The following is a 17,439-nucleotide window of genomic DNA, read 5'->3' as shown; positions in this document are numbered from 1 at the left end:
GCGCGCCGTTTATTCCCGACTGTTGCAAAAAAACTATTTTTTCCGCAACGGACAATGACGTCGTCAGATCCGTTTGCTCAGCTCGCGGGAAATGGCCGGATTATTGACCATGCCAGCCGGGCCGACGACGGCGTAGTTCAACCCCTGCGAGGAACCATAAAGGGCAACCAGACCTTCTGCGCTGCGCTGCCCGGTAGAAAGCAGCGGCTGGCGAGGATCCGGTGGACGAATATAAAAGCTAAGGGTATGCCCGGCATGATCCCGATAGAGCACCATCGCGGCGGCCCCCTGTTCCGTAGCAAACAGGCGACCGCTCACCGGCGTGAAGCCAGCCTGACGCAGATCCGGCATTTGTGCGCTCGTACCAACGTGCTGGGTGAGCCACGCTGTCAGCGCTTTCGGTCCATCCGGAGTAAAATCGGCGGTCATGCTCTTCTCTATGACCATCAGCTTGTAGGCGCTGAGCGCATCACCCATCGGCGCGCTGGCGGGGCTTTGCCAGCTGTGAGCCTGCCAGCCCCCCAGCAAACCCAGCGCAATACACAAAACAAAAGAGGCGGCCAGCCGCATACGGCTGTGGGTGCGACGCACCTGTCGGGCGCGTATCGCGGCAGGATCCAGCGTGGTAGTTACGTCGGGCAGAGGCAGCCCTGCCAGCGTGGCACGCAGGCGTTGTGCATCCTCCCGCCAGCCCTGAACCTGACGGGCAATGTGCGGGTGCTGCGCCAGGTAACGTTCAATGACAACGCGTTCGCTCGCATCCAACTGGTCGTCGACGTACGCATGCAAATCGTGCTCGTTAGGCGGTATTTTCATTTCATCAGTCTCAATATCGGCTGTGGGACGTCACCCTCACCCAGACGGTGTAGTGCCTGGCGGGCCCGGGACAATCGGGACATCACGGTGCCGATGGGAATATCCATCACATGGGCAACGTCCTGATAACTCAGTCCTTCAATGGCAATGAGTATCAACAAACTCCGTTGTTCTTCCGTCAAACGACCAAAGGCTTCCAGCATACTTTGCGTTGCAATCTCTTGCTCTGCTGACGGCCAGGCAGGATTGTCATCGCTTTTCATTCTGCTGAGCAATCCCCAGTAGCGCTTTGTGCGGCGTTTCTCGATCAGGAACTCGCGATAAAGAATGGTGAATAACCAGCTTTTTAACGAGGCATCGGGGCGTCGTGTTGTCCATTTATCCAGGGCACGCTCAAGCGTTGTCTGAACCAGATCGTCGGCTACATGGACATCCCGAATCAGCCAGAGGGCGAAACGGCGCAGTCCGGGGATCAGCTCTCGCAGCTGGTTATTTTCAGCGTCATTAGGGGGCATAAGGTCTGCACTCGTCGTGGGCTCGTTATCATTCGCAATAAGATGCCGCTTGTAGGATTTTATTCCATCACGGCAGAATTATTTTTAAGCGGAGGGAGGCGGTGCCAACCTGGTGGCCGCGTTTCAGATTAACGTCGAGATTGGCGACGAGCGGCTGGGGTAGATCTATATCCTCATCTCCAACTCACCGGGGTGGATTCTTTTCTTTCGACATAAAGCACTGTATCCCTCCAATGATTACCCCGCCACTAATGGAAAGGTTAACAGCTTCAATAAGGTCACTCATTGGAAAGTCAAATTGCCCGATGAAAAAAAAGGTAACAAGGGCTATCAGCAAACGGCCGCATAAAAGCGTGGCAAAAATGCCAGCGATCCAAACAGCTACCAGCAACAGGAATAATTTTATCCTTGTAGTAAACATTATTTTTTCTCGCTTAATTTGTTTTGTATAGCCTCAGTGGCTGCCTGCCCTTTGCTTCCGAAATATTCAGAACTCAATGACTCCAGAACCGATCCTGTATATTTCGGAATCATATATTGCGGCAGCATTTCTTGTACTTTCTCATAACCCTTGCCTGTTAATACCCCTCCCGCTGTTCCTATTCCGGCACCAATGGTGGGAGCAAGCGGATCTTTCCCTTGCAACACAGCCCCCGCATAAGCACCAGCCATACTTGCACCTTCAGTAAACCAGAATCCACGCCCTTGTGTTAATCCACTAACCCCTGTTGCTAAAAGCGCGTCGGTTACGCTGAAGGGATCATTACCGTTTAATTGAGACCACACATTTGCAGTACCACCAATCATTCCAGAAGCCACGACGGATCCAGCCGTTGCTGTTCCAGGTAATAGTGCAGGAGCAACCACTGTTGACATTCCCGCCCCCCATGCTTTAACCAGTCCTGTAGCGGGTTGCTGATTTTCAGGCAAATCACCTCTTGCCAGCTTGTTCAACATCGCCTGCTTTTCTTCCGCAGATGTCCCTTTGGCTTCCGCATAATTGTTCAATGTGCCTGCAGAAGTCATATAGTCGGCCAAACCATTAGGTAGAGGTAAAGAAGTGGCATTATTCTCTGCTGCGTTCTTCCCACCTTGCGCCCCAGCAGATGCCGAAGCCGTACTACCTCCCGCCAAACCACCAGCCATCCCCGCCGATACTGATGCCAGCGTAATGACCGTCTGCTTTTGATCTTCACTCAGTTTCGACAAGTCTTTCACATCCGGATAAAGCAGCCCGGCTATAGTGTGCGCAGCCAGCTCACCTGATGCCGCACCCGCAGCTCCCGCTGCGGCACTGTTACCCTGGAGAGCCGCAACCGCGCCGCCCAGAATAGCGTGAGCAACGATATTGACGGTCGGATCGCCTTCGGTTGATTTAAGCAGATGCGCCAGCTCAGGTGCCGACGCGCCCGCCAACGCACCCGCAATATTACCACCCGCCAGTCCCTGCAGCGCTGCCGTTGCCGCCTGAATACCGCGCTGAATATCGCTGCCTGTACCGTACTTCTCCATTGCCGTCTGGCCAGCCTGATTCACGATTTGCTTATCACTTGGGTTAGCATTACCTTCCGATTTCAGCTTCTCTTTGGCCGCCTTCAGCGCTGCCGGATCGGTCATGGCATTCCGTGCCGCTATCTCTCCCTGCGTCTGTGCGATATGCGCCGCCTGGCTGCCGATATCACTGATAAGCCCGACCGCTTTAAGGCGATTCAACTCTTTCTCTTTGTTAAAGATCGGGTCGATACTGCCGTTGGCATGGTCAGTGTCACGGCTGAGCGTGCTGACATCCTGCTTCTGATTAGACTGGTCGCGAACGATGATAGCGCCGTCGGCCACCGCTGACTGCGTGGTCCCTTCCGCATTGCCGCTGCTCCCCATCCCTGCCAGCAGGGTGTTGGCCATATTGCCAACCAGATTACCTGCAACCCCGACGCCGGTACTGAAGCCCACGCCCTGATGCTCAACCTTATACTCCGCTTTATTGTTGATGTCCGCGAAGCCTAGCGTCGCCGTCTCCAGGCGGTTTTTGTCTGCGTCAGCACGGCTGGCAATCACCGCACCGTCCAGCTGCGTATGGTTGCCGACGTTAATATCAAAGCCGCCTTTGCCTGCAAAGATCCCGGTCTGCTCCTGCACCGAGTCATAATTACTCTTCATCTTATCGCGGCTGATGCTAAAGCTACCGCTACCGCCGCCCGCACCCCAGGTGTAGCTTGCGCCAGCATTCATGCTCTGCTGTTTGCTGTTGTATTTGTCGCTATCCTGCAGGCTGCTGAGGGTCAGGTCGCGCCCGACATCCGCCGTGATTTTATCGCCATTGACCTGTGCGCCTTTCAGCACCGTGTCGCGGCCGCTCGTGAGGCTGACAGTCTGCCCGGCATCCAGCGTCGTTTCGTTCCAGGAGGTTCCATTACCTTTTTCTTTACCTTTTGCAGCGTTTACGCTGGCAGAGAGGGTGATACCCGCACCTTTCGGACCGGCGGTGATACCGATGCCGACCGAGCCACCTTTGCTGGAGTTGCTGCCCGTCAGCTTGTTGGTATCGGCTGCGCCCGCCAGGCTGATATCCTGGGCTGCATTAAGCGTCAGATCTTTGCCCGCCTTCAGTTGGCTGCCCGCAACGGTAATATCACCGCTGTTGGCAGCATGTCCCTGACCTGTCGCCGTGATGGCGAGGTTATTACCAGCATTCAGCGTGCTGCCGGTGGTCTTATCCTGCTCCGAATGTGAAGTGGATTTAGAAGACTGCCCGCCAATCGAGGCCATCACGCCGAACGCACCATTCCTGGTGGGGTCGCTGCCGTGGGTTACTTCTGCGAGACGGTTGGCCTGCACGGCCTGGGCACCCGAAAGCGCAGCTTTGGTCGCCTGTAACGCTGCGAGACGACCATCGCTCTGCTCTTTTACCGCCATTGCCGTGCTGGCGGCAGCGTTCACTGCGTCACCCACGGCGCCGGAGAGGGCAATCGTCAGGCCGCTGCTTTTCTGCTTGAAGGTTTGATCGCTGGTAAGCCTGTCATGACCCGGTTCGATCGCCACGCTGTCACCGGTGAGCGCCATGTCCTTGCCCGCCACCAGGTCCGCACCGCCGACATGAAGCTGATTACCGGCAGCGATATCCACGCTTCCCCCTGTCGAGCCCACCGTACTGAAGCTCTGGCTCTGGGTGGTGCCCTTCTCACGGAGATCCTGGGTACTTTTGCTGCTGCCGATGGTGAAGCCAATCCCGCCCGAGCCCATCAGGCCGGATTTTTTCTCTTCCTTAAAGCGCCAGGAGGTGTCGGTGTTGGTAGCTGCAACGATATCAACGTTGTTACCTGCCTTAAGCCGCACGTCGCCATCGCCCGCCACGGCGGAGCCTGACACCCGCAGGTTATTGCCCGCCACCACCTGCACGTTATCGCCGCTCAGCAATGAGCCGGATTCACGCGTCGCGCTGTTCTCCTCGATGGTGTGGGTGGTTTTCTTGCTCAGGAAACCTTTCTTAGTTTTGGTCTGCTCTTTGTAGTGGTAATCGCTGTCGGTAGCGGTGGCGAGATTTATGTCCCGCCCTGCGCCCACGCCAATATCCCCGTGTGCTGTGACCTGCGCCGCCTGGGCATTAACATCACGGTTCGCAATGATTGTGGTGCTGCTGCCGCTGGCGATCTCCGTTCCCTGCTGGCGCACGGACTGGTTGATCTCGACCTTTTTCTTCGCGCTGTATTTGTCGCTGGTTGTGGTCTCTGCCGCCAGCAGATCGATATCCCGTCCGGCCTGCAGCCCCACGCGATCCTGTGCGGCAAGCGCCGCGGCGTTACTGCGCAGATCGCGGCCTGCGGCCAGCGTCAGATCGTCGCCAGCGCTAATGACCGTACGCGTATTATCCGTCTTCAGGGAATCCGTTTTCGCGGTCTGGCTGTGGCGGCTATTCTGCGCCACATCCAGCACCAGATCGTTCCCCGCCCAAAGCGCAGCGCTGCCTCCGGCCGTCAGATTACTGCCCGTAACGTTCAGATCGTGACCTGCCTGCAGGCCAAGATTGCCTCCGCTGGTGACCGTACTGCCCTGGTTGGTGACGGTCTCATTGAGATTGCGGCCATAACGGTCGCGCGTCACCAGTTGATTCCCTGTAACAGAGATATCATCCAGCGCTTTTAGCAACATATCGCCGCCAGCACTGAGGTTAGCGCCAGTATTGATGATATCTTTCCCGGCGCTCAGGGTCAGGCTGTCCGTCGCTTTGATGGAAGCAAGTGCGCCCAGGTCGGTTTGCGTCAGCGAGACGGCCTGGCTGTTCCATCCGTTCGTAGCGCCCGAGATATTCCACTGGTTGGTCAGCGTCTGGTTAATAATGCTCCCCCCCACGCTCTCAAGGCTAACCGTCTGCCCGCTGATGGTGGACCCCACGTTATTGATATTGCCCAGGGCGCTAAGCTGCAGGCTTCCGCTGGAACCGATCAGGCCGCCATTGATGTTGTTGATTGTGCTCTGGCTGCTGGCAGCCAGCAGGCTTTTACCCTGCAGCGTACTGCCGTCATTCGTGATGCTGCCAGCATTAAGGATCACCTGGTTCCCGGCGATAATGCTCCCTTTGTTAAACGCCACGTCCTTCGCCGACAGGTACAGCCTTGGCACGAGGACATTTTGTCCCTCAATCACCGTGTTTTCCCACCACAGGATACTGGAATCCAGCGAGGCAACCTGCTCTTCCGACAGGCTGACGCCGAGCTGTAACCCCAGCTTGTCACGGGCCTGAGCGGCGCGATCGATCAGATACTGCATCTGCTCAAGGTCGGAGCCCACGCCGTTAACGTAGCGGCTACCGGTCTCGTTCAGGATCTGATTGCTGACGTAGCGGGTGTCGAAGGCCGCATCGCCCAGGAAACGGTAATCATATTCCGGACGCAGATTCAGACGCGCCAGGAAATAATCCGACCCCAGGAACTGCGTGGTATCGGTATAGGTTGTACGGTTTTCCTGCGGCGCCGAAGGCGGCGTTGTCCCGGCCAGCTTGTACAAATCATTAAACAGGCTGCTATCCAGTTGCCCTAAACCCGCCAGTTTCGGGTTGGTAACAATGAGATACGGGCTTTTCGGATCGCGGTTTGCCACAAAATAGCCGTTATTGTTGGCCGGTAGCGGATAGTCGCTCAGCTTAATCGGCGAACCATTGCTGGTCAGCGCTGGGGCAACCGACGAGATATCGGTAAGCGAAACAGGACGGTAGTTATAACCCGGTGGCGGAGGCGTTTTCCCGCCGCTGGAAAGCGAAATGATCTGAGCCGTTACCGCAGCGATTTCACCGATCTTATCGCGGGAAGCCAGCGCGGACGTTCCGCTTGTTCCCGACTGCTTCTGCCCCGCCAGCGCTACGGCATCGCTGGCAATAGTCGTATGCTTGCCACCCGTGCTGCCGGGAACCACCAGGGCTGCACCGGTCCCGGTCAAATCAACCGGCGTACCGTTCGCACCGTTCTGGGAGGTTAAGCCTGCAGCCTGCAGGTGAACGTCAGCCAGCTTGCCGCCAGCCTGGCCAAAATCGCCGATGCTCTGGGGACGGTTATCAATCGATGCCAGACCGTTATTACCGGCATTGCGGCTGGTGAGCGCTTCCGCATTGCCTATGCCACTCCCACCGCCGGGCAGGTTAATGGTCGCCTGCGGTGCGGCAACGCTTTGGCTGCTTGCCGCGCCGAGCCCGGTGGCCTTAGCGCCAGACGCAACGGTCGGACCGCCAGACAGGTTCAGCCCGGGGGCACTGAGGCCAGGCTTATAGCCCGGGGCGTTCGCCGTGGTGGAGGTATTGCTGATATTGTTGCTGAAGCTGGCGACTACCGCGCCGCCAGCCTGGATAACGGCGCGATAAACGTCTCCGCTGGCCCCTTCAGTGGTCACACTGTCAAGAACATAGCTAATCGACTTCGATACCAGCTTGTCATAGCTTCGCGTGGTCTCATCAGGTCTGCGAGCATATTTATCGCCTACCCCATAGCGATAAACGTTATAAACCGTCGACGTGCCGTTTAGCCATGACTGGTTATTTAAGGTACTTCCTGAAAGCTGAATATTTCTGTTCGCCAGAATCGACGACGCCATATTTTCAACGTTATCAGACCGGGCGATGATGTCTCGGCCGGACGCAATGCGGGACTGCTGCCCCTTCGCGCTCACGGAAACCGAAACGGTTTTAACGGCAACTTTTTGAACATCCGCGTCTTCATAAGGCGCATAGTTGCCAAGCATTTCGCTCCAGTCGTCACCGTGGCCGTGATAACGCTGTCCTTCCGTCACATAAATACCGTATTTACCGGTACCGGAAGAGGAAATCCAGTCCACAGGAATATCCGCCGTTCCACCCTTAACCCAGGACGGTGCAATATTCGTTTCGCTCTGGACTGCATTGAGCCCATCCCGCTCGTTTACTAAATGCCCGGTCAGGATTGAAATGTCGCCACGCTGGGTTTCAATACTGCCTGAGGTATTCACGACCTCCGCGCTAGCGTTACCTGCGCTGTCGCGCTGCATCCACAGGCTGTTGCCGGCCAGAATATCGCCGCGCGCGTTACGGATACTGTTCGCCAGCAGGCTCATATTATTGCCCGCGTACAGCAGAGCGCTATTCAGCAGCGTGCTTCCGGCGCTGGCGATCAAATCGCCTGCAGTTCCGACAAACCCTGCGTTATTAATACCATTCAGGCTGCTCAGGCGCAGCGTACCGCCCGCCTCGACGCTGCCTGTACCATTCAGGTTTAGCTGTCCTGCGCTAAGCTGGCTTTCGCCATAGCCCGCCCGCAGCTGGCCGTTATTATTCAGCGTACCCGCAGCGGAAAGCTGTATCCCCTTGCCCTGCATCAGGCCATTGGTCGTGATATCGCCCTGGCTGGTGACGGACAGCGTATTCCCCGCAGCCAGCGTAGTCAGCTGATTATAAGAAGCCTTACTCGCGAGGGAGAGGTCCCCCAGCGCCACAACCTGCCCCTGAAGGCCGGTATTAGTGGCGTTAATCGCCAGGTTACCCTGGCTAAGCATCCGGGCAGCAGCAGCGTTATTGACCTGCGAGGCGGCAATCCCCAGATTTTGGGTGGCGTATACCGTACCGTTATTATCGAGCTGGCCCGGATTAACCGTCAGGTTCGCGCCCTGCAGCATGCCGTTGTTTACAATATAATTACCACCGAGCGTTCCCTGCTGCTGTGCCAGCACCGTACCGCTGTTGTTCAGCGAACCGGCGTTGAGCCACAGCGCAAAGCCCTGCACCCAGCCGCTGTTGGTCAGCCCCGGCGTATTCAGCGTTAGCGTTGCACCACTGAGTAACTGCCCCTGATTACTGCCGCGATCGCGCAGGTCAAGCTGTGTATTACCGTTCCCCTGTAGCGTACCGTCATTATTCAGCGTCTGTGCGCCCAGCTGGAAAGTGCCCTGGCTCAGCATCACGGCATTGCGTCCGTTATCGACGTTACCGCGCAGCGTGGCGTTGAGCGCGGTATTCGCCTCCATGCGGCCCTGGTTATTCAGGCTACCGGCATTCAGCGTCAGGGTGCTCCCCTGGATATGACCGAGGTTGGTCAGGATATTGGCGCCCATGCTGAGCAGGCCGTTGCTTAACAGCTTCGCACCCGCCTGCTGGTCAAGATCGCCGCTGAGCGTGACGCCAAGGCCATCGGCACCGCTGATGCTGCCGCTGTTACTGAGCGAACCGCCCGACAGCGACATCTTCTTCGCCAGCATTTGCCCCTGATTCTTCAGCGTTGGCGCCCCGAGCGTGGCCGTCCCGTTCGCCACCATTGAGCCCGTATTGACCAGGGAGGAGGTCAGCGCGAGATCCATATTTCCCGCGCTTTGCAGCGTGCCGTTGTTCTGTAACTGCCGGGCGTTAACCTTCAGGTACTGCGACTGCCACAGACCATCATTCGTGATGCTCTGCCCACCCGCCAGCAGCGTTCCCTGCGTTTTCATTGATGCACCGGCCCGGTTGGTCAGCCCCTGAAGAGGTTGAAGCGTCAGGGCGTTCAGACCAATCACGGAACCGGCGTTATCGACCGTACCACTATTTACCGTCAGGGTACTGCCCTGAAGGCTGCCCCCGTTTGACAGGCTGCCGCCGTCCACTATCAGGTCACCGTCAACCAGCAGAGAGCCCTGGTTATTCAGCGCCCCCGCAGCGACGCGCGTACTCCCCTGGCCAAGCAGGCGACCCGTGTTGGTCAACTGGTTATCAACCTGAGCGGTCAGTCCGTCGGTACCGAGCGCGCTGCCGCTGTTGTTCCAGCCACTCGCGTTCACGCCCAGCCGTTGCCCCTGCATTATCCCGGCATTCACAAGCTGACCGGCCTTGAACGTCAGCTGTCCGCCGGTAAGCAGTTTACCGCCCGTCAGGTTGTTCAGCGTCGGGCCGGTAATCGACAGCCCGCCGTCGCCCTGAAGCACGCCGCGGTTATTCAGGATATTGACCGCCAGCGTGGCATTACTCGCCGCCAGCTGACCTGCGTTATCCAGCCTTGCGGCCGTCAGGTTCAGCCCCTGCTGAGCGAGCAGCCGTCCACTTTGTTGGTTCGTCAGCTGGTTGCCGATATTCAGGCCCAGATCGCGCGCCTGCACGATGCCCTGGTTGTCGAGATTATCGAGATTAAGCGTGAGCCCCTGCTGCGAAAGCAGCAGCCCCTGGTTGGTCAGCTGCGGCAGGGAAAGCGTCAGCGCCCCGCCGGTGATAATTTGCCCGTCGCTCTTATTGTTAAGTACCAGAGTTGATGGCGTCAGGGAGTTCAGCGCCAGCGCGCTGTTGCCCTGCAGCAAGCCGACGTTGGTCAGCAGATTGGTGATGATATTCACCGAATCTCCCGCTAACGTGCCCTGGTTGTTAAGGCTGGCGGCGCTCAGGGTCAGATCTTTTTGTGCCACCAGGCGTGCATTGCCGCGGTTCACGACGTCGCCGGAGAAGCTTAGCCCCACGCGGCTCCCTTGTAGCGTTCCCTGGTTATCCAGGGTGGCTCCGGAAAGGACCAGCGCCTCTTTTACAGACATCAATCCCAGGTTGACCATCTGCGGGATAGAGAGATTCAGCGAGCTGCCGCTAACAATTTGCCCGTTCGTCAGATTGTTGAGACGCGGCGTGTGCAGCGCCAGCGCGCTATCTCCCTGCAGGATGCCGTTGTTGTCGATCTGACCGCTGGTAAGCTCGACACTCATTGCGGCAAGCACACCGTTATTCGTCAGGCTGGCGCTCTGGCTGCTAAGTTGACGGGTCGCCAGCAGCTTGCCCCCGCTCTGGTTATTCAGCTGTTGCGCGACGTTAAGATTTAACGCTCCGGCAGACAATGTGCCCAGGTTGTCAAAGCTGCCGGTCGTCAGCGTCATATCCTGACTCGCCTGAACGAGCCCGCCGTTGGTAAACTGCGGCAGATCGAGATTAAGCGAGCCGCCGGACAGAATTTGTCCACCGGTAAGGTTATCCAGGGCCCGGGTATCGAACGTCAACGCAGCGCTACCCTGCAATAAACCGCTGTTGCTGATGCTGTCCGATTGCAGGTTAAGCGTACCCGCCGCCAACTGCCCGCGGTTATCTACAGCGCCTGCGCGAATATCAAACCCGGCCTCGCTGAGTAACGTTCCGCTGTTTGTCAGCGTGCTGCTGACGTTCAGGCTCGCGCCTTGCTGGCCAAGCAGCGTCCCCTCGTTATTCCAGCTTCCGGCCTTAACGTTCAGCGTCCGGCCCTGTAGCGTGCCGGCGTTATCGCCCTTATCCCCGGCAATCGTCAAATCGCCGCCGCTTAACAGCTGTCCGACGATCAGGTTATTAATCACTTTGGCAGCAGGCGTCTGCGCGGCGTCAACACTTCTCAGGCCCGAGGTCTGTGCCGCTTGACCCTGGATCGCCAGCCCACTGTTACCCTGCACCAGGCCGCTATTGTTCAGGATCCCGAGAGCCAGGTGCGCATTATCTGCCGCCAGCGTGCCGCTGTTGGTTAACGTATTGCCGTCAAAAGCCAGCGCCTGGGTGGCAAGCACTTTGCCCGTGTCCCGGTTGGTCAGCGCGTTTTTTACCGCGAGGGTCAGCGTGTCGGCCTGAATCACACCGCTGTTAGTCAGCATTGCGCTCGTGAGATTTAGCGCCTGTTTGGCCAGAAGCGTACCAACGTTGCTGAACGCGTCTGCAACGAGATTCAAAGCACCATTGCTTTGCAGCGTCCCGGTATTGTTCAGCTCTCCGGTGCTCACGCTAACCGTATTTGCTGCCAGAATACCGCTATTATCGAGCTGACTGGCGTCAAGCTGCAGCTTGCCCTGGCTCAGCATTTGCCCGCTGATGGTCGCGGTATTATCCACATTCAGCGTCAGATCGCCTTTACCTGTCAGCGAACCCGCATTAGTGAAATCCACGCCGTGCAGGAGAGCGTTCTGCCCCTGCATCAGGCCATTGTTGTTCAGCTGCTGGCCGGTAATATCGAGCAGCCCACCGCTTAATATCTTGCCTGCTTGATCGTTATCGAGGCCGGTAACGGCAAGTTTGAGACCAATATCCCCCTGCAGCAGGCCGCTATTTTGCCCGCGCCCGGACGTAATAATGACGTTGTTGCCGATAAGCTGCCCGTCGTTACGCCAGCTTCCGGCGTTAAGCGTCAGCAGATCGTCTGCAAACAGATGCCCCTCAGGCTGGTTGTTTACCTGACCGGACAAATTCAGCTGCACATTCAGTGCTTCCAGACCACCGCGGTTATCAAGAGAAGTCCCGTCCAGGCGCAGGTTTTTCCCCGTCGACATCAGCCCGTCATTGATCAGCGCAGGTACCGTCAGCGCAATATCATCGCCTGCTACCAGCGAACCGCTCTTTTGATTGGACAATGAGGCGGCGGAGAAGCTGAGCTTGCCGTCGGCCTGAATTAATCCGCTGTTATTTGCCTGCCCCACTGCGCTGTCGATGTTAACGGTTGCAGCAGCAATTACCCCGGTATTAGAAAGCGCCCCGCTTTTCAGGCTGAGGGAATTCTGGCTGATAAGGCGCCCGTCGTTGTTGAAGGCCCCGGCGAACAGAATATTCAGCGCCTCGCGGCCCAGCATTTGTCCGCGGTTAACGCCGCCAGACTGTCCACCCGCGAGCGTCAGGCTTTTCCCCTGCACCCGGCCAGCGTTATCCAGACGGTCAACATTAAGTCCCACATCACCATCGCTCAGCAATTGGCCGCTGGCGATGTTGTTCAACTGGCTGCTCTGCAGGCCGAGGGACTGGTTTCCCTGAATCAGCCCGCTATTTGTTAAGCTGCTAACCGCAAGACGCGCGTTACTGCTGATAAGCTTCCCGGCGTTATCACCGCTGGCGGCGTCAATCGAGAGGGTATCGTCTGCCAGCAGTACGCCACTGGTCTGGTTATTCAGCGTCTGTACCGACGTTAACGCCAGATTGCCCGCTTCAATATTGCCGCCATTCGTTAGCGTCAGCGCGTCGATAGCCAGCCCCTGGCTGACCGAAATCAGTCCGGCGTTGACCAGCTGATCAACATGTAAACTGCCCCCGCTACCGCTCATTTCTGCGCCAGCAGTATTATTCAATTCCCCGGCGGTGAGCGACAGGCCGTTGACAGCAAGCACCTGGCCGCTGTTATTCAGCCTCCCCACACTGACCTGGACCGTATCCCCCTGCAGGCGACCGGCGTTTTTTCCCAGCACGGAATTCAGGGTAAGCGCGCCGCCGCTCAGGAGTTGACCTCCTGAAAAGTTATCCAGCGTCTGGCTGCTGACCGAAAGCCCCTGGTTTCCCTGCAGTAATCCCGCATTTGACAGAGTATCGGCGATCAAAGTGCCTGAGCGACTAATCAGCTGCCCCTGGTTGGTGAACGCAGGCGTCGACAGATGAAGCGTATCATCCGCCAGCAGCACACCTTTATCCTGGTTATTCAACTGCTGGCGCAGCGTCAGCTGTAAATCCTTTGCCTCGATGTTCCCGGCGTTGTCCAGCGTCGCGGCCTCGATAGCCAGCCCCTGGGTGACCGAAATCAAACCGGCGTTCACCAGGTCGGGAATGGCAAGCCTGAGCCCGCTGCCGCTGATAATGCTGCCCTGCTTCAGGTTATGGAGTGAGGAGGCGGTAAAACCAAACAGCTGGTCACCCTGTAGCAAACCGTTATTGTTCATCTGCCGGGTGTTGATGTTCAGCTCGGGCGCCGCGATCTGCCCCTGGTTATCCAGCTGCTCGCTCGTAAGGCCCAGTTTGCCTTTGCTGAGCAAATTACCGCTATTGGTGAGGCTTTCGGTTCCGCTCAGGCTAAGCGCAGATAATCCCAGCATCTGGCCACTGTTATCCGCCCTTCTGGTATTCAGACCAATAGTCTCGCCCTGCACCTTACCGGCGTTGCTGAACCCTTGGGACTCATTGAACGTCAGCGTACCGCCGCTGACGACTTCGCCTTCGGAGGCATTGTTAAACTCCTCACCGTCAGCGACAAGTGCCGCGCTCCCCTGCAGCAAACCCTTATTGACGAGCGTCTTCGCGTTCAGCGTCGCGCTTTCCGACATCAGACGTCCGTCGTTACTGAGCAGCGGCGTCGCGAGCTTCAGGCTGCGCTGGGCGAGTAGGATCCCCTCAGCCAGGTTATTCAGCTTTTCGCGCAGCGTCAGCTGCAGATCCTGAGCTTCAATCCGCCCGTTGTTATCCAGCGTTAACGCATCAAGGGCAGCGCCTTGCTGAGCGGAGATCGCGCCAGCATTAACCAGCTGCTGTACGGTAACGGCCAGACCGCTGCCTGCCTGAAGAGTGCCGGAAAGCCGGTTAGCCAGCGCGCCGACATTCAGATACAGCGCCCCGCCACTTTGCAACCAGCCGTCGTTAGTCAGGCTGTTGCCGCTAATGCGCAGATTGCCTGCCGTGACGCCGCCGAAATTAGCAAACTGCCCGGCGTTTACGCTGCCGCTCTGCTGGCTGACAAGCCGCCCGTCGGCGAGGTTAGTAAACGTATCGCGGACATTGACCGACAGATCGTCCAGCCCCGAAGCCTGACCCCCGTTGCTCCACTCCCCGGCGTCAATCGTCAGCGTTTTGCCCTGAACGCTGCCCGCGTTATCAAACGCCGGGGTGGTCAGCGCCAGCGACGCTTCCGCCAGCATTACGCCGCCTTGCTGATTACTTGATTTCTGACCCGCTTTCAGCGCCATCGACTGGGCTTCAAGATTGCCGCTGTTCGTCAGCATCAGGCTTTCAATGGTGAGCCCCTGCTTCACCGAAATCAGCCCGGCATTTACCAGCTGTGGGATGTTCAGCGTCAGCCCGCTGCCGCTGATGATTTTCCCGCCGCTCTGGTTAGCCAGCCTTTCTGAAGCGAGCTGCAACGTTTGCCCGCCCTGCAGCAGGCCGCTATTGTCGAGGGTATTCGCGTTCAGGTTCAGAGCGGATGAGGCCACTCTTCCGGCGTTATTGAACACCGGAGCGGCAAGGTCGAGAGTATTTTCGGCGAGCACGCTGCCGGAGGCCGTGTTGGTAAAGGCGTTATTTAGCGTCAGCGCCAGCGTGCTGGCAGCCAGCTGGCCGTCGTTGGTTAAGGTATTTCCCGTCAGCGTGAGTCCGTTGCGGGCCGTCATTTTGCCGCTGGCGTGGTTATCGGTATGCCCGGTAATGGCAAGCGTTAAGGCATCGCTATCCAGAGAGCCACCGTTGGTCAACTGGCTGGCATTAATCTGCAGCGCTTTCTGCGCCAGCAGCGCCCCTCCGGCCTGCTGAACAATGGTTTCGGCGCTCAACGACATGGCATTATCCGCCTGCAGGGTGCCGCTGGTGTCAATCTGGTTAGCCTGCAGAGAAACGTTGCTGCCGCGGCTCGTACCGCGATGCGTTAAGCTGCCGGTAGCGAGCGTCAGGTTGCCTTTTGCAGCCTGGACACCGTCCAGCCCGGCGGCGTTATGCGCCTGCAACAGCATATCGCCCTGCGACTGAAGCTGCCCGCTCGCCAGCGTCGTGATCCGGTCGCCGCTGAAGGACAGATCGCCCTGGGCCAGAACCTCCCCGGCGATCTGCGCATCACCCGCATTGAGCTGCAGGCTGCCCCCGCTGGTCAGCGTGCTCCCCTGAACAGCGCTGAATTGACGGCTGGTGAGCGCGAGATTCTGTTTCCCACTGACCAGCCCGTTGTTTATGACGCTGTCAGACTGCAGTCCGAGCCTGCCGGCGGATAACAATTGCCCGTTTTGCCCGATATTCAGCGCGCCGGTACCGCTAACGCTCAGATCGCTATCGCTGCTGAGCATGCCGTCAATCCAGGCATCCCCCATTGAGATCCCCAGCACACCACCGGTCAGCAGCTGACCAGTGTGGTTCAACGTGCCCAGATCGAGCCGGGTATTTTTCTGCGCCTGTACCGCACCGCTATTGGTAAAACCTCCCGCCTTCACGTTTAGATCGCCGTTCGCGGTCATTTTCCCGCTGTTAGCGAGCTGGCCTGCGGAAAGAGAGATACCGCTGCCTGCCAGCATCTTACCCGCATGGTCTGCAGCACCGGCGACGTTAGCCTGAATTGCGCCAGCCGCATTAACCTCACTCGTGGTATCTGCGGTAAGCGAACCAGAGCTCAGGTTAATGTCTTTACCCGCCGTTAACGTACCGTTAGCGACGCTCAGCTTTCCATTCCCGGCAAGCGTAATATCCCCGTCGCTAACCAGTTTGCCGTTCGTTACCGCCACGTCTGAACGGCTGTTGATCTGCATCGTTCCCGTACTTTTATGTTCGCCGCTGAGGACAACGCTATCCGCCTTCGCCGTCAGGCTACCGCTTGCAAGGCTGTTATTCACCCTCAGCTTACCGTTGGTATCCAGCGTAATATCGCCCTGTCGGGCGTTAAGATCCCCGAGGTTAACCCCGACGCCTTTTTCACTGGAAACAAGATGGATACGGTTGGCGTACATCCCGCCGAGCGCGCCAGTGTCCACAGAAACCTGAGGAGCCGCACCTTCCCCTGCGACAGGCGTGACGCTGCCGTCGGTAGCAACCCGGTTGGCGCCCACGGTCACAGTGAGATCTTTCGCGTGAATCGCGGCGTTCACTTCCGTTGCGCGCGCAATAATCGACAGCGCGTCGCTCCTGCTGGCGTCCAGCCCCTGGCCTTCAACCGTGATGGCCCCTTTCGTCACGTCCAGCGCCAGCAGGTTACCGTTAGCGTCAAACTGCGGTTTACCCGTGGTCAGCGTGGCGTTGGGGGTGTTGATAAACCCGCATCCGTTACAGGTGATACCGTACGGGTTAGCCACCATGACGTTTGCCGCCTTGCCGGCGACTTCCGTGTAGCCCTGCAGCTGGGAGCGGCTGGCCCCTGTGACTTCGTTGATGATGCCTTTCGCTTCCCGCCCGGCCTGCAGGTTGGGGTTGTTCTGGATAAGCCCGCCCAGTTGGGTCTGGGTTAAGCGGTCCGTGCCGTTATTGAGGATAAGCCCCTCTTTGCCGACGTTGTAATCCTGGAACTGGTTATGCGAAATACCCGCCCCGTTCGGCGTGGCGATATTGATGACCGGAACCCCGTTCCCCGCCTGGTCCATCCGGGTACCTGGCGTCACCGGGTTGATGGATGCAGCAACTGCGGGAAAGACTGGCTGCCCTGCCACAAGAAACATGATCAGATAACTAATCAGACGCTTCGCTAATCCAACGGGATGCTTATCCATGCCTTTACCTTAAATCATCAACCCAATACGGTAATAAATGTCGAGGCGCTCAGGTGCCAAATCGCCCGGATAATAAAGCCGAGCGCCCTGCCCGATATTAAGCAGGCGGCGAATATCACGTGTAGTCAGGAGAAAAAGATGCGGTATTGCCGAGGGAGCAATACAATAACGAACAACGAAAGACAGCCGGGCTGTAATTACGCATAAGCAGAGAGAATTTTTTGAGTTTTCTTCAGTATGCCACCCCCACCATAAATAGGAATAGTCCCAAAGGAAGCACTACCAGAATTAGTAGTAATATTTAGGTTAAGGATGAAAATAATTAAAAACATGTGATATCGATGGGCAGCAGCGATGAAAATGGCATTATTCCGCTCGTCTTACTTCGCTATTTAAATAGAGATAGAGATGGGGGGCCGTCTGCTCTAATTTTTGATACGTAAGACGATTGTAAGTCTCTGCTATACGCGGGAAGGGGATGGTTCTTGTG

3 protein-coding genes are annotated in these 17,439 nt (G+C 57.6%); all 3 read right to left on the bottom strand.

Translation table 11 applies throughout. The annotated features are described in order from the left end of the window. Positions 1-63: 63 nt before the first annotated feature. The 3 genes from URZ40_RS13220 to URZ40_RS13210 all read right to left on the bottom strand — a co-directional run bounded on the left by URZ40_RS13220 (position 64) and on the right by URZ40_RS13210 (position 16,949). Positions 64-816: an anti-sigma factor gene (locus URZ40_RS13220; RefSeq protein ID WP_116342924.1), complete on the bottom strand. Its 753-nt coding sequence runs from the start codon at positions 814-816 to the stop codon at positions 64-66. After that, a complete protein-coding gene (locus URZ40_RS13215; RefSeq protein WP_116342922.1) occupies positions 813-1,331 on the bottom strand; it encodes a sigma-70 family RNA polymerase sigma factor in 519 nt (172 codons plus the stop codon). Before URZ40_RS13215 ends, URZ40_RS13220 begins: the two co-directional genes overlap by 4 nt. A 420-nt stretch (positions 1,332-1,751) precedes the next feature. Further along, a complete protein-coding gene (locus URZ40_RS13210; protein ID WP_320720658.1) occupies positions 1,752-16,949 on the bottom strand; it encodes a hemagglutinin repeat-containing protein in 15,198 nt (5,065 codons plus the stop codon). Positions 16,950-17,439: the final 490 nt, after the last annotated feature.

Source organism: Enterobacter sp. 296B2 (assembly GCF_034106185.1).
Classification (GTDB): Bacteria; Pseudomonadota; Gammaproteobacteria; order Enterobacterales; family Enterobacteriaceae; genus Enterobacter; species Enterobacter cloacae_N.
The sequence above is the reverse complement of the archived record's forward strand: the minus strand, read 5'-3'. Positions and strand labels throughout refer to the sequence as shown.